General features: G+C 52.4%; 15 protein-coding genes. 9 read left to right on the plus strand and 6 right to left on the minus strand.

The features are described from left to right. Positions 1 to 5: 5 nt before the first annotated feature. Positions 6 to 3,098 (minus strand): SusC/RagA family TonB-linked outer membrane protein, encoded by a 3,093-nt coding sequence (locus tag QZ303_RS05475; protein WP_295730260.1) that lies wholly within the window; start codon positions 3,096 to 3,098, stop codon positions 6 to 8. A gap of 496 nt (positions 3,099 to 3,594) precedes the next feature. Between QZ303_RS05475 and QZ303_RS05480 the strand changes: the two genes are divergently transcribed. From QZ303_RS05480 to QZ303_RS05490, 3 genes are all read left to right on the plus strand, one after another. After that, positions 3,595 to 3,786, plus strand: coding sequence for a type II toxin-antitoxin system HicA family toxin (locus QZ303_RS05480; RefSeq protein ID WP_295730263.1), 192 nt, complete (start codon positions 3,595 to 3,597; stop codon positions 3,784 to 3,786). Positions 3,787 to 3,922: 136 nt separating this feature from the next. Then, complete coding sequence (locus QZ303_RS05485; RefSeq protein WP_295730265.1) at positions 3,923 to 4,318, plus strand: pilus assembly protein HicB; 396 nt, start codon at positions 3,923 to 3,925, stop codon at positions 4,316 to 4,318. Between the two features lie 159 nt (positions 4,319 to 4,477). Further along, positions 4,478 to 5,080 carry a hypothetical protein gene (locus QZ303_RS05490; protein WP_295730267.1) on the plus strand — a complete coding sequence of 201 codons (603 nt, stop codon included), beginning with the start codon at positions 4,478 to 4,480 and terminating at the stop codon, positions 5,078 to 5,080. A 41-nt stretch (positions 5,081 to 5,121) separates the two neighbouring features. Here QZ303_RS05490 and QZ303_RS05495 read toward each other — a convergent pair whose 3' ends face one another. Continuing rightward, entirely contained in the window at positions 5,122 to 7,929 is a 2,808-nt protein-coding gene (locus QZ303_RS05495; protein WP_295730330.1) for a glycoside hydrolase family 3 C-terminal domain-containing protein, read from the minus strand. A 254-nt stretch (positions 7,930 to 8,183) separates the two neighbouring features. After that, complete coding sequence (locus QZ303_RS05500) at positions 8,184 to 9,074, minus strand: Abi family protein (RefSeq protein ID WP_367268128.1); 891 nt, start codon at positions 9,072 to 9,074, stop codon at positions 8,184 to 8,186. Between the two features lie 414 nt (positions 9,075 to 9,488). Here QZ303_RS05500 and QZ303_RS05505 point away from each other — a divergent pair, with 414 nt between their 5' ends. Together QZ303_RS05505 and QZ303_RS05510 are read left to right on the plus strand one after the other, a co-directional pair. Continuing rightward, on the plus strand, positions 9,489 to 10,304 hold the full coding sequence (locus QZ303_RS05505; RefSeq protein WP_295730273.1) for a DUF4886 domain-containing protein: 816 nt from the start codon (positions 9,489 to 9,491) through the stop codon (positions 10,302 to 10,304). 13 nt (positions 10,305 to 10,317) lie between these two features. Beyond that, positions 10,318 to 11,247: a DUF4375 domain-containing protein gene (locus tag QZ303_RS05510; RefSeq protein ID WP_295730276.1), complete on the plus strand. Its 930-nt coding sequence runs from the start codon at positions 10,318 to 10,320 to the stop codon at positions 11,245 to 11,247. A 184-nt stretch (positions 11,248 to 11,431) separates the two neighbouring features. Here QZ303_RS05510 and nhaA read toward each other — a convergent pair whose 3' ends face one another. Continuing rightward, entirely contained in the window at positions 11,432 to 12,835 is a 1,404-nt protein-coding gene (gene nhaA / locus QZ303_RS05515) for a Na+/H+ antiporter NhaA (RefSeq protein WP_295730279.1), read from the minus strand. Between the two features lie 595 nt (positions 12,836 to 13,430). Between nhaA and QZ303_RS05520 the strand changes: the two genes are divergently transcribed. Beyond that, positions 13,431 to 14,900 (plus strand): hypothetical protein, encoded by a 1,470-nt coding sequence (locus QZ303_RS05520; RefSeq protein ID WP_295730281.1) that lies wholly within the window; start codon positions 13,431 to 13,433, stop codon positions 14,898 to 14,900. 96 nt (positions 14,901 to 14,996) lie between these two features. Here the strand turns inward: QZ303_RS05520 and QZ303_RS05525 are convergent, their stop codons facing one another. Together QZ303_RS05525 and lepA are read right to left on the minus strand one after the other, a co-directional pair. After that, positions 14,997 to 16,067, minus strand: a complete 1,071-nt coding sequence (locus tag QZ303_RS05525; RefSeq protein WP_295730284.1) for a glycerate kinase — start codon at positions 16,065 to 16,067, stop codon at positions 14,997 to 14,999. 32 nt (positions 16,068 to 16,099) lie between these two features. Then, complete coding sequence (gene lepA / locus QZ303_RS05530; RefSeq protein WP_295730287.1) at positions 16,100 to 17,887, minus strand: translation elongation factor 4; 1,788 nt, start codon at positions 17,885 to 17,887, stop codon at positions 16,100 to 16,102. Positions 17,888 to 18,106: 219 nt separating this feature from the next. On the opposite strand from lepA, the gene QZ303_RS05535 reads away from it, so the two are divergent. From QZ303_RS05535 to QZ303_RS05545, 3 genes are all read left to right on the plus strand, one after another. After that, positions 18,107 to 19,108: a hypothetical protein gene (locus QZ303_RS05535; RefSeq protein WP_295730290.1), complete on the plus strand. Its 1,002-nt coding sequence runs from the start codon at positions 18,107 to 18,109 to the stop codon at positions 19,106 to 19,108. 92 nt (positions 19,109 to 19,200) lie between these two features. Continuing rightward, on the plus strand, positions 19,201 to 19,920 hold the full coding sequence (locus QZ303_RS05540) for a DUF3800 domain-containing protein (protein WP_295730292.1): 720 nt from the start codon (positions 19,201 to 19,203) through the stop codon (positions 19,918 to 19,920). Beyond that, positions 19,913 to 20,449, plus strand: coding sequence for a hypothetical protein (locus tag QZ303_RS05545; RefSeq protein WP_295730295.1), 537 nt, complete (start codon positions 19,913 to 19,915; stop codon positions 20,447 to 20,449). The genes QZ303_RS05540 and QZ303_RS05545 overlap by 8 nt, the downstream gene beginning before the upstream one ends. Positions 20,450 to 20,604: the final 155 nt, after the last annotated feature.

The raw sequence follows: 20,604 nt of genomic DNA on the forward strand, positions 1-20,604 counted from the left end.
GTGGGTTAGAATTGTACTTTTACCGAGAAACCGAGGGTGCGGAGGCTCGGGCTCATGAAGTTGTCGATACCCTGCATATAGGTGCCCGTGGAGGCTGTAAGCTCGGGGTCGTAGGGGGCTTTGCGGTAGAAGAAGAAGAGGTTCTTGCCGATGAGCGACACATTGAGACCCTTCACGAAGCCGCCCCACTTCTGCACGGGGAAGTCGTAGCCGAGGGTAAGCTCGCCGAGGCGCACGTTGGTGGCCGAGTAGACATACCATGCGCCGATACCGCCGCTCTGGCCGGGTGAGCCGACTTTCTGGTAGAAGTCCTGAGCGGGGATGGGACGCCCGTTGATGATGACGCCGCCGTTGAGACGCGCATCCTCTGTCTGCTTCGATGCTCCGTAGTAGTCGAGCACGGCCTGTGTCTGCGAGATGCCGATGCCTCCTACGCGTGCGGTGACGAGGAATCCGAGGTTGATGCCTTTATACCGGAAGTCGTTGCCCCATCCGATGTTGTACTTGGGCGAGGCGTTGCCGACCTTCTTCCATGTGCCCGGTTCGGGGGTTACGGTCTGGTCTACGGGATTGACGTGGATGTAGCCGTGGTCGTCGGTCTTGAGGGTGTTTACGTAGATGTCGCCGATAGATCCGCCCTTGGTGACACGGGTCTGGTACATCGATGTGGAGGCCATGATCATCTCGGTCAGAGGTGCAGGCTCGCCTGTGTAGGGGTCTACGTAGTCCGATGCGAGGTCCTTGACGGTGTTGCGGTTGATGGAGTAGTTGAGGTAGGTGCTCCATGAGAAGTCGCCCCATGTGTTGTTGAAGCGTGCGGTAAGCTCAATACCCTTGTTGTCTACGCGGCCTCCGTTGAAGATCTCGGAGGTGTAGCCTGTCGATGCGGCGAGCTGGCGCTCGAAGAACTGGTTGAGGGTGCGCGAGTAGTAGAACGTGGCGTCGAGACGGAACCTGTTGTCGAACATGGCGAGGTTGAGACCTGCCTCCCAGGCCTTTGTGCGTTCGGGCTTGAGATTGCTGTTCGGGCGGCGTGTCACTGTCGACACCTGTCCGTCCTTGATCTCATAGGTAGGGATGGCGATGAACACCTCGGGAGCGTTACCCACCTCGGAGTATGACACACGCACCTTGGCGAAGTTGAGTATGCGGCTCTGCATGCCGAGGATATCGGTGACGATGCCGGAGATACCTACCGAGGGGTAGAAGAACGAGCTGGTCGACGTGCCTTTGAATGTCGATGACCAGTCGTTGCGTGCCGACACGTCGAGATACACTTTCGACTGGTAGCCGAGCTGCATGGTGCCGAACACGGCGCGCTTCTTCAGGTGGAAACCGTCCTGGCGGGCGAGGTCACGGCCGGAGAAGTCGACGTTGGCCCATGAGAACATGTTGGCCACTGTCTTTAGCTGGCCGCCGAAGTAGTCGTTCTGGTAGTCGGTATTCTCGAAGTTGGCGCCGGCGTTGAGCATCAGGTTGATGTTGCGGTCGAAGAGATATTTGTTGACCGATACGAGGAACTCTCCATAGACCTGCTGGTTGGTGATGTTCTCCTTTGAGTAGTAACCGTAGGCCGATGCATACTGGGTGTTGGTGCCGGCATCCATCTTGCGCTCGCGGGTCTGGTTGTCGCGGTCGATCTTGGCCCTGGCGGTGACATTGAGCCAGTCGGTGAAGTCGTAGCGGAACTGTGCGGAAGCGGTGTATCGGTTCTTCTTGTTGGGCATCTCGATGTTTTCGGTTATCCAGTAGGGGTTCTGGAGTGCCATTGTCGAGGTGTAGGGGAAGTACTGGTCCATGAGTCCGCGTCCGGGATTCCAGCGCTGGTATGCCTGCATCTTGGAGAAGTCCTCACCTGCGGGGAAAAGGTAGAGCGACACGAGGGGGTTGTAGTAGAGGCCCTGCGATGTCATGTTCTTCTCGTTGATCTGGCTGAGGTTGAAAGCCAGGTCCATGGTGAGCTTGTCGTTGGCCATCTTGGTGGTGTTGCGCACGGTGGCGTTGTAGCGCGAATAGTTGTTGTTGTGCACCACACCCTCGGCGTTGGTGGTTCCTATCGACAGGTAGGTCTGGTTCCTGGCTGTGCCTGTCGTGAGCGAGGCGGAGTTGGTGACGTTGAAGCCTGTCTGGAAGAAGTCCTTGGGATCAAACGTGCTCCGCGTTGCCAGCTTCGAACCCCAGCTGAGGTAGCTGCCTGTCTCCGACGGTCCATAGGAGGTCTGGAACTCGGGCATCACTGCCACGCGCTGGAATGTGGTGTTGTTTGAGATGGTGATGCGGGTCTCCCCTTCCTGTCCCTTCTTGGTGGTGATCATCACCACGCCGTTGGCGGCAGCGGAGCCGTAGAGGGCAGCTGCAGAGGGACCGGAGAGCACCGAGATGTTCTCGATATCGTCGGGGTTGATGGCCGACAGGGGGTCGCCGGTCTGTGCGGCGCCTTCATAGACGCCTTCGGGCTGGGTGGCTGCGCGGCTCATGTCGAGCATGGGTATGCCGTCGACCACGTATAGGGCGTTGTTGTTGCCGGAGATTGATTTGGCGCCGCGCATCACCACGCGTGTGCCGCCGCCCATTCCGGATGCGGCTGAGTTGATGGTCACGCCGGCAACCTTTCCCGCGAGGTTGTTGACGAAGTTGGCGTCGGCAATTCGGGTGATGTCGTCATTGTCGATCTTCTGCACGTTGTAGGAGAGTGATTTCGACTCTTTCTTGATGCCGAGGGCGGTCACCACTACCTCGTTGAGGTTGGTTGACTCCTCTTTCATGGTCACTGTCATGGGCTGGCCGGTGACTTTGGCTGAAGTCTTGGCGAAGCCGATGTAGGTGAATTCGAGGGTCTGGCCGGGTGTGGCCTTTACGTTGAAGCGGCCGTCGATGTCGGTGATTCCGACAATCCCTTTGCCTTGGATGGAGACCGAGACGCCTGTCAGAGGGTCACCATTGGCATCGAGAACCTCTCCGCTCACGGATGTTGCTCCGGCAGAGGCATGGGCCGCTCCCGAAGTTGCAGGGGCATTGCCCTGGGCTGACAGCATGGGTGCGCAACATAACGCACACGCCATTACCGCCACCTTTGGTTGGATGAACTTTAGATTCATGGCACTTGGCTAAAAATATGAGATTGGTTTAACTAAAGTGAATATAATTACTCAAAATGTTGGAGACCAAACCATTATCTGGTATAAGACGGTCTGTGTATCATGGTAACATCTGGAATAATTTCCGGGAGAAAAAGAAAGATTTCCGATGCCTATTATCTATACTGTGTCGAAAGGACAATAAGTCTTTCGGCGGCAAAGGTATTAAAAAGATATAAATTCGGGGGGGGGGGTAAAAGTTAAATAATATTAATAAGATGCGTCGGTGTGTGTTAAATTTTAGGTCAAATAATGTCAATAGAGTGCTAATTCTTTTGTAGCCAAAGTCTTTCCGGCGTTTTACACCGCTTCTCCTTATACCGCAGAAAATGAAAATTTGATGAAGCGAAATTTGATGAAGCAACGTTAATGCCCAATATTCCTTCCGGAAATTTTGCATATTGGAGCAAAATCGCTACCTTTGCATTGTTGTTAACAACAAGCGTTCTTTAATTTTATGAAGTACTCAGAATTAGAGGCCGAATTGACGGCCGCAGGATGCTGGGTCATTCGGAAAGGTGGCAACCATATGATATGGTTCTCGCCAATAACGGATAAGAAATTTCCTCTTGGGCATCATGGCTCAAAGGAAGTTCCACCATCCACCGAGCGCAGTGTCCGTCGACTCTCCGGGGTTAAGAAGCCCTGACAGTCGGAGTTCCGAAAGATGAGTTGGGGGAGAAGTCCCCCACTCATTACTTCATAACTTAATAGGCATAACTGTTGTTAAGAATAAAGGAGGCATCAAAAACCTCCTTTTCATGGAATATAATAATTTCACTTTGATGAAAGCGAACATAGTATTTGAAATGGCAAAGGATGGCGGGTGCTCTTGCTTCATGCAAGAGGATGTTCCCGACTTCGGTCTGTTTGGATATGGAAACTCTCCGCAAGAAGCAAAAGCTGATATGCTTCAGGCCTATGAGGAGATAAAAGAAGTTTTAAGGGAGGAAGGTAAAGTCCCTACCGAACTTGATTTTGTCTATCATTACGACATGAAATCATTCTTTGAGTATTTTGATTTTCTCAACATTTCGAAAGTAGCCGAAAAAGCAGGAATCAACCCTTCTCTTATGCGCAAATACACATCGGGAGTGGCAAATGCCGGAGAAGGTCAGTATCTGAAACTACAAAAGGCTATTCATTCAATAGCAAAAGAATTGGCTGCGACCAATTTCTAAGATACATCTGCCCGTGAGGGTGGACTTCATAAATTAAAGAACGTAGCCGTGTCCCTATCGGGCACGGTTTTTTGGGAGAAAAATTTGCATGCTACAATTTCGTGTTGTAAATTTGCGATGTAATAAGTGAATTTACTAATCTTTTTATCTTTATCTATTATGAAATCACCACGTTATAAATTTGACAAGCTATGGTTTATCGCCATGAGGGTTTCGGGCTGTGAGGATTACGAGACCGAACGTATGGTCAGGGACTATATCGAGACGGGGAAAGAACCGCGATTCCATTATGTGGACCATGAGGGATTCCGTTGCGCATGGGTAATCATCCGGGCCGAGATCGACCGCCGTCGCCGCCGCAACGAGCGTGCGCGTGAGCGCCGCCGTGAGCGCAAGGCGCAGCGTGCCGCCGAACTGGAAGCTGCCGAGAAAGCTGCAAAAAAAGCGCGGCGGCTCGCCCGTAAGGCTGCCGTCGCGCGTAGTTCGCGTGAGCGGTCGAAGCTGTACCATGCCGCCAAGGAGGCGGCCCGCGTGGCTTCTGACGCGTCAATCAAGGTAAATGTCAGGAGACCCGTCACAGGTCGTGGAAAGACTGCCCCGGAGCGCAGGGACAATGTGGCCCGGTGTGTGGGTGGTGTGCCACGCAAGGGTGTGTCACGAGGAGGTACGTCACGCGCGGGTGTGCCACGATGCCCAGCCTCCCCGAAATCCCGCTTTTCCGACCGGTTCCGTGGTCCCGGAGTCGGCCTTCCCCTCCCGTAGGGATGCACCGGTATGTGCGTTTATTACCTCAGTCGCCCGGGTCAGCGGGTGTAGGAGAGGTTGTTGTGGCGCGACACGAAGTTGAGCGACTTCCAGGAGGCGTCGGCGCCGGCCGAGGCGGGGACGGTGAAGGTTATCGTCTTTGACTGCGAGGGGTCAAGCTCGTAGTGGCGCGTGTCGCCGGTGCGTGTGCCGTCGACATACATGGTGAGCGTGCCGGTGTCGGTGAGGTTTCCGGAGTTGGTCACTTTCACGGTCACGAGGTCGGAACCGTCGGCGAGGTTGTGCTGCACGTCGGCCACGGCGAATTCATATCTTGCCGAAGCCGGGCGTGTGTAGTTCAGCGTGCCTGTCACGCCGCGTCCCTCGGGATAGCCGAGCGAGTCTTTTATGCGGTCGGATGCCGTGAAGTCGGGGCTCATGCCGCCAACCATTATCCTGAAGTCACCCGGCTCGACCACGCGGTCCATGTCGACGTTGAGCAGCGACAGGTCGTAGGGCGTGAGGGTGAAGGTGACTGTCTTTGTGGCGCCGGGCGCGAGGGATATGCGCTCGAAGCCCTTCAGCTCCATGACGCGGGTCTTGACCGAGGCGTACATGTCGGTGACGTAGAGCTGCGCCACTTCGTCGCCGGCGCGCGAGCCTGTGTTGGTCACATCGGCCTTGACCTCTACGTTGCCGTCGGGCAGCTCGTTGATGCGCAGGTTGGAGTAGGCGAAGGTGGTGTAGCTGAGTCCGTAGCCGAAGCGGTAGAGCGGGTAGAACTCCATGTCGACATATTCGTAGCGGCGGCCGGAGGTCTTGAAGTTGTAGTTGAGCGGGAGCTGGGCGGCGCTCTGAGGGAATGTCATGGGGAGGCGTCCTGCGGGGTTGTAGTCGCCGAATATCACGTCGGCAGTGGCGAGTCCGCCCTCCTGGCCGGGAAGCCAGTTGACGAGTATGGCGCGTGCCTGGCGGGATGCCGACGAGAGGTCGTAGGGGCGTCCTATCTGAGCGACGAGCAACACGGGAGTGCCCGTGGCGCATACGGCGTCGAGCAGGTCCTGCTGCATGCCCTGGAAGCGCAGCGAGGCGAGGTCGTTGTTCTCGCCGGAGGTGGCTCGCTTCTCCCCGTCGATGGAGGGATGGCCCGAATAGTCGCCGAGCACCACTACGGCCACGTCGGCCTTGCGTGCGGCGGCCACAGCCTCGTCAAGGTGCGAGGCGTCGTCGGTGGTGAACGAGCAACCCTGTGCGTGGATTACCTTGGTCGAGGGGGACACTGCTCCCTTGATGCCGTCGAGCACCGATTTGAGCTGTCCGGGGAGTGTCTTGCCGGAGTAGTCGCCGAGCTGTAGGTTGTCGGCCCCCGGGCCGATGACGGCGATGGTCTTTACCGACTTGGAGAGCGGAAGCAGGTTGTCGTCGTTCTTAAGGAGCACGATCGACTGGCGCGACATGTCGCGGGCGAGGGCCACATGCCCGGGCGACTGCCATGAGGGGAACTGCTTGTCCCAGTTGAGCGGCTTGCTCGGGTTGTGTTCGAAGAGTCCCTGGCGGAACATCATGCGGAGCATGTCGCGGCACACGTCGTCGAGCGCCTGCATGTCGAGCGTGCCATCGACGGCTGCGGCTATCACGGCCTTGTCGTTGTAGGTGTCGCCGCAGTTGGTGGCTATGCCGGCGCGGAGGGCGTCGTTGGCGGCTTGCACCTTGTCGACGGCGGTGTAGTGCTTGCGCGAGGTCATGTTGGCGATAGCCCCGCAGTCGCTGACGATGAAGCCGTCGAAGCCCCATTCGTCGCGGAGGATGCCACGGAGAAGCTCCTTGCTCTTGCCTACGGGCACGCCCATGTAGTCACCGTATGACATCATGACCGACTGCGGCCTACACTCGCGGAACACGTTGCGGAATGGCACGAGGTGCACCTCGCGCATCTCACGCTCGTTGAAGCCAACGTCATGGCTGTCACGTCCGCCCAGAGGTGCGCCGTGAGCGCCGAAATGTTTGGAGGTGGTGATGAGTCCTTTGCTCTGGTAGCCGTTGACCCATGCCTTGCCCATCTCGGAGCAGAGGTAGGGATCTTCACCGAAGCTCTCCTCGCAGCGTCCCCAGCGCGGGTCGGTGGCGACATCGAGCACGGGTGACCATGCCGCGATAGATCCGGCTTCAAGGCTCTCCTGTCCGATGGCCTCTGTGACGCGGTACATCAGGGGTGCGTTCCACGACGCGGCCATGGCAAGTACCTGCGGGAACATGGTGGCACCTGTGCCGTAGCTGTAGCCGTGGATAGCCTCTACCTTCTTTATGTCGGGAATGCCGAGACGCGGCACTCCGGGTATGCCCCAGCCTTCGCGCACGAGTTCCATCTTTTCCTGCGGGGTCATCTGCGCGAGCACGATCTCTATGCGGCGGTCGATGGGGAGGGTGGTGTCGAGATACGACCGGTCGACGCCTTTTTCATCGACGTTGTTGTCAGTCTTGACGATCTCTACGGCAAGCTCCGAGAGGGAGAGCGGTTTGGTGATGGCTCCGGGCTTGATGGCGAGCCGCACATGTGCGCCGTATTTTGCCGGGAATGCCAGTACGGTATTGCCCGTGGATTTGTCGGCGGTTGCCGTGAACTCGACCGGTTCGCCGAGGTTCATCGGGTCGTAGGTGACGAAGATGTCGAGCGCGCGTTTCAGCTGCTCGGGAGTCGCGCCCTTCTGGCTGATGGTGAGCGACTGCACGTCGCCGGGGTCGGCGAGGGTCAGCATGAGCCATTGTGGCTGCTTGAGCGCCTTGGCGTCGAGGTTCCATGCGGTGGTGTTGTCGCCGTCGAAAGCACGGGCCACAGTGGTCTGCGATGTCGATGCCGATGCCGACATGACGGGGGAGAGGGCGGTGGTAGCGGAAAGTGCCGGAGTTTTTTCCGCGTAAGCGTTTGCCGCCACGGAGAGCGCAAGCGGGAGCGCCCAGGTAAGGTTTCTTCGTTTCATAATCGTTTCGAAAAATGTGAGTTTCTTGGTTACAGCTGCAAATTTAAGAAATTTCTCCGAATCTCATACTGTATCATGTACAAATAGCCGTGGCAACCGTATCAGAATAAATTACCCGAGGATGCTATCTTTGTAGGCAATAATTACTGCCATAGTGTTTCATCCTCCCAATCGCTTTGGAATCCCATTGCAATAATATCTACCTTCGGGTATTCGGCAAGTAGTGATTTGAAGCGGATAACGAATGTGTTTTGTGGATTTACGGCTTGAAGGAAATACAATATAATTGACAATATGTAATATACCCTCTTTGTATCTTGAGGGGTATTTATAAATGGGAAATGTGTGTTACGGGGTACAAGGGCGTTAATGCTCAAACGACGATTCCACAATCTACTGTGATGGGCGCAAATATTCCTGATATACACGATTGAATGTAGCCAAGATTCCATAACCGTGTCAGTCAGTCCATAGAAACGTGCCAATTTTCGCCGTGCATGACCTGCTTTAAGCCATTTGTACATCATGGATAATGTTCCAAACGAACTTATTTCAAATGTCATCCAACTTGGCGGGAAGTTATTGGAATAACGCTGTTTAAAGCCTACAATGGCATCATCATCGCTCCTGAGTAGTTCAGTCTGTAAATTTGTCAACAGAGTGGCGTGACGGCTTGTGTTACGAAAATTAGCCGGATTTTCAAACCAGTATATACCGGCCTCGTCACCCATTATCAATGACAACTGTGTACGGATTGATACCTCAAATTTTTCCAGTTCCGAACAAATCATCTTTCGCAATGCCGAGTCAAATTTATATAACGAGTAGGCATCTTCAAAACTTGCTCCTTCTTTGAACTGGCGCGAATTCGGCTGACGTAAAGGCATAAAATAGCTTTTCATTCGGAATAGACTGATATTTTCCATGATGTGCTGGGCCCTGTTCTCATCGAAAAAAGTCAACCCCTCCGATTTTAGAAGCCTTATCTGTTCTGCAACCGAGATTTGCGGTTGATTATAATATGGGAGTGTCATAAAAAATAAAAACTTACCCTGAGCGCGCTGTTCTTACGGGAAGCGGGGTAAGTATGTTACTGCAAATTTAGTTCTTTTATTTGGAATAACAAAATTTAAATCAAAAATTCAGCGATTGTCAAAAATGCAATTATGATCCGCGCATTATGGCAAACTTTGACGACTGTTCCCCCGGCGGAATGGGAACGATTGAGGAGAAAATACATGGGTTATGCGGACGAAAGACGGGCTAAAATGCAATCGGGATTGTGGAAAACTGTCTGAAAGCATTATATTTGCTGTCGCAAGCGGTAAATTGTCGCAAAAAGACGTGTCTTAATGTAGGGTGCGTCAGTCATCGCGGACAGGAAAAAGGTCGGGACGCGACATTGATTCTTACATTTTAATCGGTTCTTAACCTTAAAAACATAGTGTATGAAAAAAATCATTTATCTCCTGATGGCTGTGCTGTCGATTGCCGGAGTGCAGGCGTCGGCGGCCAAGAAATCCGATGCTCCACGCGATTCGGTAAGGATACTTTTCGTCGGCAACAGTTTTACGTACCATAACGATATGCCGCAGATGGTCGACAGTATTGCCGCCAAGGTGAAGCTTTTCAAGGAAAAACTTATGGTGGAGAAGGTTGTGAAGGGTGGACGCCGTTTGTCGGGTCATCTTGCCGACAAGCCTCTCTACAAGGCGCTTGAGAAAGGTAACTGGGATTTTGTGGTCGTGCAGGAGCAGAGCAGCGACCCGGCCCTGTCTACAGCCGACGTGGCTGAGAAGGTCTATCCCAACGCTTTGCGCCTCGACTCGCTGATAAAGGCCACCAACCCGAAGGCCGAGGTGGTCTACTACATGACCTGGGGTCATAAGTACGGCTACCGTGAGGATATGCCCGACTACCCGATGATCAACACCTACGAGGGTATGCAGGAACGTCTTATCACCACTTACCTTGAGATGGCATATAAGACCGGGGGCGTCTGCGCGCCTGTCGGGATGGCATGGCGCACGGTGCGCGCCGAGCGTCCGAACCTCACGCTCTACAAGGATGACTCCTACCATCCGTCGCGTCTGGGCAGCTATCTTGCGGCCAACGTGATATTCACCACGATATTCCTGAAGCATTACCAGACGGGCTACCACGCAGGCCTCTCGCCCGAAGTCGCCGAATATATCCAGCAGGTGGCTCAGAACACGGTGTTCGACAACCTGCGCCTGCTCAACATCAAGAGTCCGTTGGAATAATTTTAAATCTTGTATGATGGAACCGGAATATTCACTGTTCGGAATGTCGCGTGGCATTCAGGTGACGGTTGAGACTTTGTTTGCCGCCGCAGTGTTGATCTACATGGCCTTTTCCTGCCAGCGGCGTATGGCAACAGTACGGGGCTCTATGTCGTATTATGATGATTATGACACAAGTCCCATGCCGGTATGGAGGATTGTGACTGATTTTCTCAATCCTCTAAAAATCACTTTCCCCACGTGTGTAATCATACTTGGGATCGCCTTGGTGGGAATTGACGCCATCTTCATTGACAGGGGCATGATGACATTGTTTATCTGTCTGGTAGCCTTTTTCTTGTTCCTGAAAAGTCTGGCGCTTTTGCAGGAGATAAAAATCAAGACCGGAAAGATTGAAAATACGAAGATCATGATGTATCCGGCTTATTCTGAGATGAGAAATGTCACTGCCGCATATATCAGCTCTGATGAGGCCGATCCGTTTATGATAATCAACCCTGTGTGGATACGGGTCGACATATATTCTTCCCATGAGGTCTACCTCCGTACTCTCGGGCGATTCAGCATTCCTCAGCGCTATATCTATGCTATAGAGGCCTATATGGCAGAGGTTTCTAATGGTGGTCACTGGCAGTTCTTTGCCAATTCGACAGGTATAGTATGGAGAGACGCCCTCGACGGATTGAAGGCGATCGGAGCTGATGATTATGCCGCGATGTTGCAGAGCGCTTGTGACAAGATGGGCGACGCGCTTTCGTTTGACCGCAGCAAAAGGTGTGGTGTGCTCTATGATCCTCGTCGTGACAGCGACGAAAAGGATTTTGTCGATTTTAAGGAGGAAGATGACATGTATATGTCACTACCGGAACTTGGTGATAAGGAACTTGCCTATATACGTGCTCATGTCGATGATTTTCTGTTTTCGGCATTGCCGGGCGAGTAGTTCCAGCTTATAAGAGGTTGTCTTTAAATAGCTTTTAAAACGACGTGATTATTAGCGACTTGTAGGGACGTACCCCCGGTGCGTCCGCCGTTATGCACATGGATTCTCTATGTGATAAGGACGCACCGGGGGTACGTCCCTACGTTGCTAATCAATGCCTTATGCCATTGCTTTGACTGAATAGTCATTCAGCGGGGGATTTGGGGAGGAAGCGGTGGAGCATGAGGAAGCCGACGACACCGGCGAGGAGCGAACCGGCCACGATGCCTATCTTGGCATTGTTGAGGAGGGCGTTGCCGGTCTCCACGCCGCCGCCGAACGACAGGTTGGCGATGAACAGCGACACCGTAAAGCCTATGCCGCCGAGCATTGCGACGGCGGCGATCATGCGCCAGTCGGACTGTGCGGGCATAGGTGCGAGGCGTGTCTTTACGGTGAGCCATGAGAATGCGAATATTCCGAGGAACTTGCCGGCCACGAGGGCCACGATTATGGCGAGGCTTATGCCGCTGAAGAAGGCGTCGGCGCTGAGGCCGGCGAAGCCTATGCCGGCATTGGCGAAGGCGAATAGCGGCACGATGAGGAAGCTGACCACGGGATGCAGCGAATCTTCCAGGTCCTGGAGCGGGGAAATAACCTTGTCGGATGCGGATTCGATCTCTTTAAGCCAGTCCATCTGGTCCTTGTCGAGGATGGAACGGCGCGACAGGGTCTCGTCGTCCTCGGTGTTGAAGTGGGCGATGGCGGTGCGTATCTGCCTGACATATTTCTTGGGCGCGAACACGGGGCGGGCGGGTATGCAGAAGGCAATCAGCACGCCGGCTATTGTGGGATGGATGCCGGAGTTGAGGAAGAGGTACCACACCACAGTGCCGATGCCGATGTAGAATATCTTGCTCTGTATCGACAGGCGCGATCCGAGGAACAGCAGCCCGAGCGCGGCGATACCGCCCACGATGAACCAAGGCTCGATATGGGTAGAATAGAACGCGGCGATGACGATGATGCCGCCGATGTCGTCGACCACGGCGAGGGTGGTGAGGAATATCTTGAGCGATAGCGGCACACGCGATCCGAGCATGGCAAGTATGCCGAGCGAGAAGGCTATGTCTGTGGCCATCGGTATGGCTGCCCCGTCGATGTAGTCGGTCCCGGAAGCCATGGCCCAGAAAATGCCTACCGGGACTACCATGCCACCAATGGCGGCGACGATCGGTAGGAGCGCCTGCTTGAACGAGCTGAGTTCGCCCACGAGCACCTCGCGCTTTATTTCCAGACCTATGGAGAAGAAGAATATGGCCATGAGGGCGTCGTTGATGAACTGTAGCATCGACATCGGGTGTCCTCCATGGCTGAATATGTTGAACGATCCGACCTGCAGCCTTATCTCCTGGTCCCAGAAATCGGCATAGAGGGTGTTGATGCCGGGGATGTTGGCCACGATTAGCGCGAGGATAGTGGCTCCGATGAGCACGTTGCCTCCGGAGGCGTGGGTGGTGAGCGCGCGCTTGGCGCTGTAGTACACTTTTGCCGGGAATTCGTGTTGCGTCGGCTCGATGTGGCGACGGTCGATATGTTGTGAGGACATAGGCGTGAGGGTGTTACGTTGTTGCAATCGGTATGGCTGTCCCAATAAGGATGACATTGTTCCAATAGTTATAACATCCCTCGCGCATAAGTGTTTTGGCGTGTGGCGTCGAAGAATCCAAATAGAAATGCACAGTTTTGGCGTGTGGCGCCGGCAAATTCCGAAAATTTGAGTGCGATTCGTCGGGATTCAGGAAAAAAATTATTACTTTTGCGAGAGTAGGCCGTCTTGCAGAAGCCCGGTCAGAGGGCTATGCGGGAGGGCCGACACACACATTTTAAAAGCGTTTACTCGACGCTCTTTCTTGACTTTCGGAAATCTGGAAAATTTCAATCATGGTCAAGAATGAGGCAGACGGTAGATGCCTTGCGGATATGTCGTATATTCCGATGTCCATGGCATTCGATTGTGGACATCGGCTTATAATCATATTCTGCGTGAGGCTTCTGCAGGTTTGCCCGTTCTACCATGATGGGCATTCCAGAGCCTCCGAAAGCAGAACGGGCAAACGGTAAGGCTCTCACGCTTTTTTCATATCATGAACCGATAAAAGAATACTCTTTCGGAGAGCCAATAGGGTAGTGCATGTATTTCAATGGAAAAGAAAAAATTTAAATTCGGCTACTCTTCGTGGATTTATCTTTTTGCGCTGGTGTTTGGCGTTTTGGCCCCGTTCTTGTACGACACATACCATGGAACCACGAGTGGCTGCATTGGCGCGATTATTGACGCGATAGACTATAAGATTCCGGAATTTTATGGTGTAGTGGCTGCGGGATTGCTGGTCCTTCCTGTCGTGGGTATGATACTCAATATCACCGGCTCTCTCAAGAATGAGAATCTGTTCGTAGGCATCGCAATGGTCGTGACTGCCATGGCGGCTGAGACGATGGATTTAGAGCGAAGTCATTTTATATCACTCCATTCCGGTTGGGTATATATGGTCGCGTCGCTAATGCTGGTAGGGTGTTCCGTGTTAAAGACTGAATGGCGGCGAATGGTCTTGCTTTGCGGACTTTCGGCATGTGCATTCCTTATGTGGTATGAAATGCCGTTTGCACATTGGGGAGGCGGATTGCTGTCGGGCGCCAAGCTTGTAGACGTTATGGACCGTAGCGGTGAGTCAGCTCTCTGGGTCACATTGTTTTCGCTCTGTCCGATACTTTCTTTTGTCACCGGACTCCTGACAAAAGGTCGGAGAACAGGAGTCTTGATCATGGCCATATTGCTGTGGATTCCATGGGTTGCCTACTTGCTTTCTGGAGTTAATGGACTGGAGATGTCGTATGGAGCATTCTGGTATTTCATCACTGCGGTTTTTGTCACGGTTATGGCAACGCCATTGTCGGAGCCGGCCACTTATTGCACGGTGGATAAAAATGCAAGTCCGAAGAATGAGAGCAGTATTGATAGCCCAGTCGACGAGGCTGTTGTTGCCGACGATTCCCCTGTTCATCGCAAGCTTGGAAACATGACTTTAATGTCCGGGCAATCCTATCAGATGATTGCTTATTGTGCATTGATGGTAGTATCATCGGCGATAGCATGCACTCAAGAGAATTTTATCCTTAATATTGCGATATGCACGATAGTCCCTGTCGTGCTGCTGTGTATGTTCTTCAAAAAGAATACATTTATTGTCAATATCGGGCTTATTGTTTCGGCGTGTTCATATGTGTTCGAGTATCTGCTTTATGTGAGGCAGACCGGTCTTGCCGAGCAGCAAGATTTCGAGGCGCTCAATAACATGCCGTTTTGGTGGACGGTCGGTGTATGTGTCACTTCGGCATCTCTCGTCGCGATAGGCTACGGATTGTCAGGCATCAATCGTCAATCCAGAATCGCATTCTATTGCATTCCCGCCATAATGCTTTGTCGATATTATGTAACAACCGTATATGCTTCCGATGCGGTAGACTTGGGGTCTTATATGTCGACGGTACAGACAATAAATATTATCTCGGCTGTCGCGTTGCTACTGTGCGGCATAATATGCAGCTGGTTTATCTATCGTCAGGTAAATACCGACGGCCACGGAAAATGTCAGGATGACGAAATCTTCTGATAAGCGATATTAGACATCTGAGGGCGCATCCTTACCTCTGAAAGTCTTGCAACCTTCTCGAAGAGACATGCAGGAGTCAAGTCGGGAGGGTGGTGATCAGCGGGGAAGGGATGGGAGGAAGGCGGGGAGGCGGTCGGCGATGGCTTCGCGGATGCGCCAGGCGGCGACTTCGGGGGTGACGGGATTGACGTCGCGCGGCTCGTAGGCGTCGGCTGCTATCATGGCCGTGAGGTCGCCGCCGGCCCGGCCGGGAGCGGAGTCGGCGGTGATGCCGCTGTGCGGATCGATGCAGCCACCTACGGCAATGACGGGTGTGGAGGTCTCGCGGTGGTAGGATATGAAGTAGGAGAGCACTTTGCCCATGAGTGACTGGCGGTCGATGCGTCCTTCTCCGGTGAGGATGAGGTCGGGGTGCAGTGCGGAGATGCGGTTTCCGGCCACGACCTCTACGCCCGGCGCGAGCTTCCCACCCATTGCGAGCAGGGCGAATCCGAGTCCGCCGGCAGCGCCTGCACCGGGGGTGTCGGGATCGCCGTCGGGCATCATCTTCATTGCTTTGCGCAGGCGGATTTCAAGCATGGCGGTGTCGTCGGCGTCGGCGCCTTTCTGGGCGGCGAACGTGAGCGCTGACGGCATGCCGAGCGCGGCCACGAGCGGCACGGCGGCATCGTATAGACCTACGACCTGCGGCATGCGCACCGAGTTTCGGGCCATGTAAAGCACCATTCCGAGTCCGGCGTCGCAGGTGGCTGTCCCTCCGAGTCCGATGAATGCGTTGTCTACCTCGTGGCGCTCCTGCACAATGCCGAGCAGTTCGCCTACCGGGGCCGAGGATGCGCGCATTATGTCGCGCCTGTCGGGCGGGACGAGCGACAGGCCTATGGCTGCGGCAGAGTCGAAGAGCACGGCTTTCTCGGTCGGGCTATAGTAATATGTGGCTTCGGTGGCCGGCAATCCTTCCAACGGTGCATGAATGATGGCCTTATGCGGCTTGAATCCCATTTCCGGCCCTATGATCGCAGCTGTGCCTTCGCCGCCGTCGGCCATCGGCACGATGTGTATGTCGGCATCGGGAAGGACGGCCAGGACGCCCTCGCGCATGACCTCGGCGGCCTGCAAGGATGTGAGCGTGCCTTTGAACTTGTCGGGTGCGATTGCGATTACCATAATGGGACGGGGGTGATGGGGACGTGCGGCTGTCAGTCGAGTTTAAGCACGGCGAGGAACGCTTTCTGCGGCACTTCGACGGAGCCGATCTGCTTCATGCGCTTCTTGCCTTTTTTCTGCTTCTCAAGTAGTTTGCGTTTACGGGATATGTCGCCGCCGTAACATTTGGCGGTGACATCCTTGCGCACGGCCTTGATGGTCTCGCGTGCTATGATCTTGGCCCCTATGGCTGCCTGGATGGCTATGTCGAACTGCTGTCGCGGAATCAGTTCTTTCAGTTTCTCGCACATGCGGCGGCCGAAAGTCACTGCGTTGTCGACGTGGGTGAGGGTGCTGAGCGCGTCGACGCTTTCACCGTTGAGGAGTATGTCGAGCTTCACGAGCTTCGACTCGCGGAAGTCGTGTAGGTGGTAGTCGAACGAGGCGTAACCTTTCGAGATGGATTTGAGCTTGTCGTAGAAGTCGATGACGATTTCGCCGAGCGGGAGGTCGAAGGTCAGCTCGATGCGGTTGCCGGATATGTACTGCTGGTTGAGCAGCTCGCCGCGCTTGCCCAGGCAGAGGGTCATGATAGGGCCGATATAGTCTGCGGCGGTGATTATTGAGGCGCGTATGTATGGTTCCTCGATATGGTCGATGAGCGTAGGCTCGGGGAGTCCGGAGGGGTTGTGTACCTCGGTCATGTTGCCTTTCTTGTCGTAGACTCGGTAGCTCACGTTGGGCACGGTGGTGATTACATCCATGTCGAACTCGCGTCCGAGGCGTTCCTGCACGATCTCCATGTGGAGCAGGCCGAGGAATCCGCAGCGGAATCCGAAACCGAGCGCCATCGACGATTCGGGAGTGAACGTCAGCGAAGCGTCGTTGAGCTGGAGCTTCTCCAGAGAGCTGCGCAGATTCTCGAAGTCCTCGGTGTCGATGGGATATACACCGGCGAACACCATCGGCTTCACCTCCTCGAAACCCTCTATGGCTTTCTCGCACGGGCGGTCGACGTGGGTGATGGTGTCGCCGACACGTACCTCGCGTGATGTCTTTATGCCTGATATTATGTAGCCTACGTTTCCGGCTGAAAGCTCTTTGCGCGGTGACATGTCCATCTTCAGCACGCCGATTTCGTCGGCATGGTACTCCTTGCCGGTGGATACGAACTTTACGAAGTCGTCCTTGCGGATTGTGCCGTTGACGATCTTGTAGTATGCTATGATGCCTCGGAATGGGTTGAATACGGAGTCGAAGATAAGGGCCTGCAACGGTGCTTCGGGATCGCCTTCCGGGGCCGGGATTCGCTCCACGATGGCCTGCAGGATCTCCGGTACTCCGATGCCTGTTTTGCCGGAGGCACGGATTATGTCGGAGGGGTCGCATCCGAGCAGGTCGACGATCTGGTCCTCCACCTCGTCGGGCTTGGCGCTGTCGAGATCCACCTTGTTGATGACGGGAATGATCTCAAGGTCGTTTTCAAGGGCCATGTAGAGGTTGGAGATGGTCTGCGCCTGTATGCCCTGCGAGGCGTCGACAATCAGAAGTGCGCCCTCGCAGGCGGCAATCGAGCGCGACACCTCGTAGGAGAAGTCGACGTGTCCCGGGGTGTCGATCAGGTTGAGGGTGTAATGCTCTCCGTCAAGGGCGTAGTCCATCTGTATGGCATGGCTCTTGATGGTAATGCCGCGTTCACGCTCGAGATCCATGTCGTCGAGCACCTGTGCCTGGAGGTCTTTCTCGGCGATGGTGTGGGTGTATTCGAGCAGACGGTCGGCAAGAGTGCTCTTGCCGTGGTCGATATGGGCGATTATGCAGAAGTTCCTTATTCGTTTCATAGAGTGCAAAGTTAGTGAAATTATTCTCAACAACGAACCTTATATGGAACATTGCAATCTCTCTGAATAGAAAGTGCGAATTTTCACCGATTTACGTTCAATTTAAGTAAAAATACCTAACTTCGCGTATTGGCATAAGGCCATGATGAAATAGATGCCTAAAATCATTGTTCAAAACACGCTCCCATTTTATATAAACTTTGAGAACTCCGCATTTTTATGAAAAATTTATTGATTTGGTTGCTGGGATTACTGGTTATGACCGGTGTGTTGACTGTGTCGGGAAAATCGAATCCGACGCAAGAAAAAGCTTTGCCGCAGGATTCGACCATAGATGTGATAGGCTGGTTCAACAAATACGACACACTTACATATTGGATTCACGAAACTTCGTGGCAGATTAGCCGTACCGATACCGTGCGGACAGGGCTTGCATCGACCAAGGTCCGCATAACGGTAGTGGATTCAACGGCAAACGGCTATAAAATGGATTACTCATTTTTAGAGTTTTTGGCGGACACCACTACATCTATACCTTTGGCCGATTACAAACACAAGATAACTGCGAAAGTGGCTCAGAGAATAGTCGGCACAACTATTCATTTTGAAACCGACGAATATGGTAAAATTACCAAATTCAATAATTGGGGACAAATAAAGAAACAGGCAAAATCCATTTTCAAACAGGCGATAAACGAAATCTCTAAAATACCTGAAATCGAAGCTCTTAAGGAAAAGGGTGTCGACGTTAAAGGGTATGCAAAAAATGTCGATATCGACAACCTTGTTGAGAGCTATCTGGCTGAACTTAAAATGCTATTTATGTATCATGGACTTTCTATGGAGGTCGGTGAGTATACCGAGCATGAAGATGCGACTGATACACAGTTAGAGAACACTACCTATAGGTCGGTTTTCAAGGATGCCGATGCCTACCATATAATTTATGATGTCACATGTATTTTACCGCAAGATCAGTTGAAAGCCATGATTGGTGGTGTTGTCGGTAATATGGTCAATGACAGTATTATGGAAAAGTTCAACGAAAACTTTGATTCGCAGGTCAATGTAGACGGTACGATTGAGGACTACATGCGGGTAGATTATATGCCCGGTGGGTGGCCTTACTATGTTGTGAGGCAAAACACAACGATGATAGATAACCGCGGAAAATTAAAACAGACAGTTATCACACTTGATAAATTTACTTTTGCTAAATAAGTCAATCCGCTTATTAAATTGATTAAACAGGTTCTGAAGTACCGTCATTTCGTTAATTTTTGGGGGTAAAACCCTTTTTATGGATACGAACAATGGAACAACCACAAAAGGCATATTCAATATTCTGTGATGAGAGTTGTCATCTGCAATTTGATAATAGCGACATCATGTGCATCGGCGCAATAGTTGTACCTGATGCCGACCTTGATACCTATAAGTCTGAAATAAAGTGCATAAAGCGCAAATATGGCATTCTCCATGAGTTAAAATGGAATACCGTAAGCCGTACGCATCTTGCCATGTATGACGATATTTTGCGATTGTTTTTTGAGTCGTCAATGGTGTTCCGTAGCGTGCTTATAAAGAATAAGTCGAATATTCAGGCCCATTCTTTAGGCCGCAATGAGTATAATAGGTTTTATTACTCTGTCATAGAACGCCTTATCAGGTTTTCGATTCGCCATAACTCCGACAGTGTTGATTCTTACCGAATTTTCCTTGATCTTAAAGACAATAATGGTAAAATCAAACTTGCCTCCATACACAATGAATTGACAAGTATGATAGGGACGGATGACGACATACGATCATTGCAGAATATCCGTTCACATGAATCGCAGTTTATCCAGCTTGCCGATATAATTATCGGGGCGATAACCTACAGGGCAAGGGGACTTAGCGGAAGCGAGGCTAAGTCGCGTATCGTGGAGCTTATTGAAAAATTGTCAGGTTATCATCTTGATGAAGGCACGGAACCGGGAGATAACAAATTTGCAATTTACGATTTTCAACCCAAAAAAAGAAATGGCTGATAACGATATATTAGGGATGTTGCAGCCATATTTTGATTGCGAATTGTCGGTTGATGACAAGGACAAGATATTGGAATTGCATGAAAGATTTAAGAGCGATGTCTTAATACAAAAGGTAAATCTCGATGGGGCTGAATTGATAATAAAGCCTTATCCATACAGTCACTCACATGAGGATGGATTGCCTGATTGGTTTGACGGATTGCTTGAAAAATTTGTACATGTCATAACACGCGATGCCAAAGAGGACAGGCGTAAAATATCCAGAACAGTGAGAGAGTTCCGCTCGGAGAGAGCCGTACGCGTTCATTGGATTAAGCCAATATTAGAAAATGCTTCTGACAAACGCATCACCCGATTCAGATATATTGAAAACTCAGGTCGAGAACGTGAATATTTCTGGTATAGGGCAAAAGGCTATATGGTCGTGGTAGAGTATATCAACCCTAATTTTGCGTTAATTACTGGTTTTTGTGTTGACCAAACCAATCACGCATACTACATGAATAAACTTCAGAACAAAGTATAAAAAAACCGCATTTACGGTAATGCGGCCAACCAAGTCTTTCGTTCTTCGATCGATGACGTTGCAAAGTTAGCGATTTTCTCTAACTCTACAAAATATTAACGATAAACGAATTAAAAAGTTTTCCCGAATCTGTGGAACCTGTGTGGGACTTTAAT

The organism is uncultured Muribaculum sp. (assembly GCF_910583865.1).
Lineage (GTDB): Bacteria > Bacteroidota > Bacteroidia > Bacteroidales > Muribaculaceae > Muribaculum.

Excerpts from the sequence above, each read along its gene's own strand:
- QZ303_RS05475 (WP_295730260.1), bottom strand. The coding sequence starts at position 3,098 with ATGAATCTAAAGTTCATCCAACCAAAGGTGGCGGTAATGGCGTGTGCG.
- QZ303_RS05480 (WP_295730263.1), top strand. The coding sequence starts at position 3,595 with ATGAAGTACTCAGAATTAGAGGCCGAATTGACGGCCGCAGGATGCTGG.
- QZ303_RS05485 (WP_295730265.1), top strand. The coding sequence starts at position 3,923 with ATGAAAGCGAACATAGTATTTGAAATGGCAAAGGATGGCGGGTGCTCT.
- QZ303_RS05490 (WP_295730267.1), top strand. The coding sequence starts at position 4,478 with ATGAAATCACCACGTTATAAATTTGACAAGCTATGGTTTATCGCCATG.
- QZ303_RS05495 (WP_295730330.1), bottom strand. The coding sequence starts at position 7,929 with ATGTCGGCATCGGCATCGACATCGCAGACCACTGTGGCCCGTGCTTTC.
- QZ303_RS05500 (WP_367268128.1), bottom strand. The coding sequence starts at position 9,074 with ATGACACTCCCATATTATAATCAACCGCAAATCTCGGTTGCAGAACAG.
- QZ303_RS05505 (WP_295730273.1), top strand. The coding sequence starts at position 9,489 with ATGAAAAAAATCATTTATCTCCTGATGGCTGTGCTGTCGATTGCCGGA.
- QZ303_RS05510 (WP_295730276.1), top strand. The coding sequence starts at position 10,318 with ATGATGGAACCGGAATATTCACTGTTCGGAATGTCGCGTGGCATTCAG.
- nhaA (WP_295730279.1), bottom strand. The coding sequence starts at position 12,835 with ATGTCCTCACAACATATCGACCGTCGCCACATCGAGCCGACGCAACAC.
- QZ303_RS05520 (WP_295730281.1), top strand. The coding sequence starts at position 13,431 with ATGGAAAAGAAAAAATTTAAATTCGGCTACTCTTCGTGGATTTATCTT.
- QZ303_RS05525 (WP_295730284.1), bottom strand. The coding sequence starts at position 16,067 with ATGGTAATCGCAATCGCACCCGACAAGTTCAAAGGCACGCTCACATCC.
- lepA (WP_295730287.1), bottom strand. The coding sequence starts at position 17,887 with ATGAAACGAATAAGGAACTTCTGCATAATCGCCCATATCGACCACGGC.
- QZ303_RS05535 (WP_295730290.1), top strand. The coding sequence starts at position 18,107 with ATGAAAAATTTATTGATTTGGTTGCTGGGATTACTGGTTATGACCGGT.
- QZ303_RS05540 (WP_295730292.1), top strand. The coding sequence starts at position 19,201 with ATGGAACAACCACAAAAGGCATATTCAATATTCTGTGATGAGAGTTGT.
- QZ303_RS05545 (WP_295730295.1), top strand. The coding sequence starts at position 19,913 with ATGGCTGATAACGATATATTAGGGATGTTGCAGCCATATTTTGATTGC.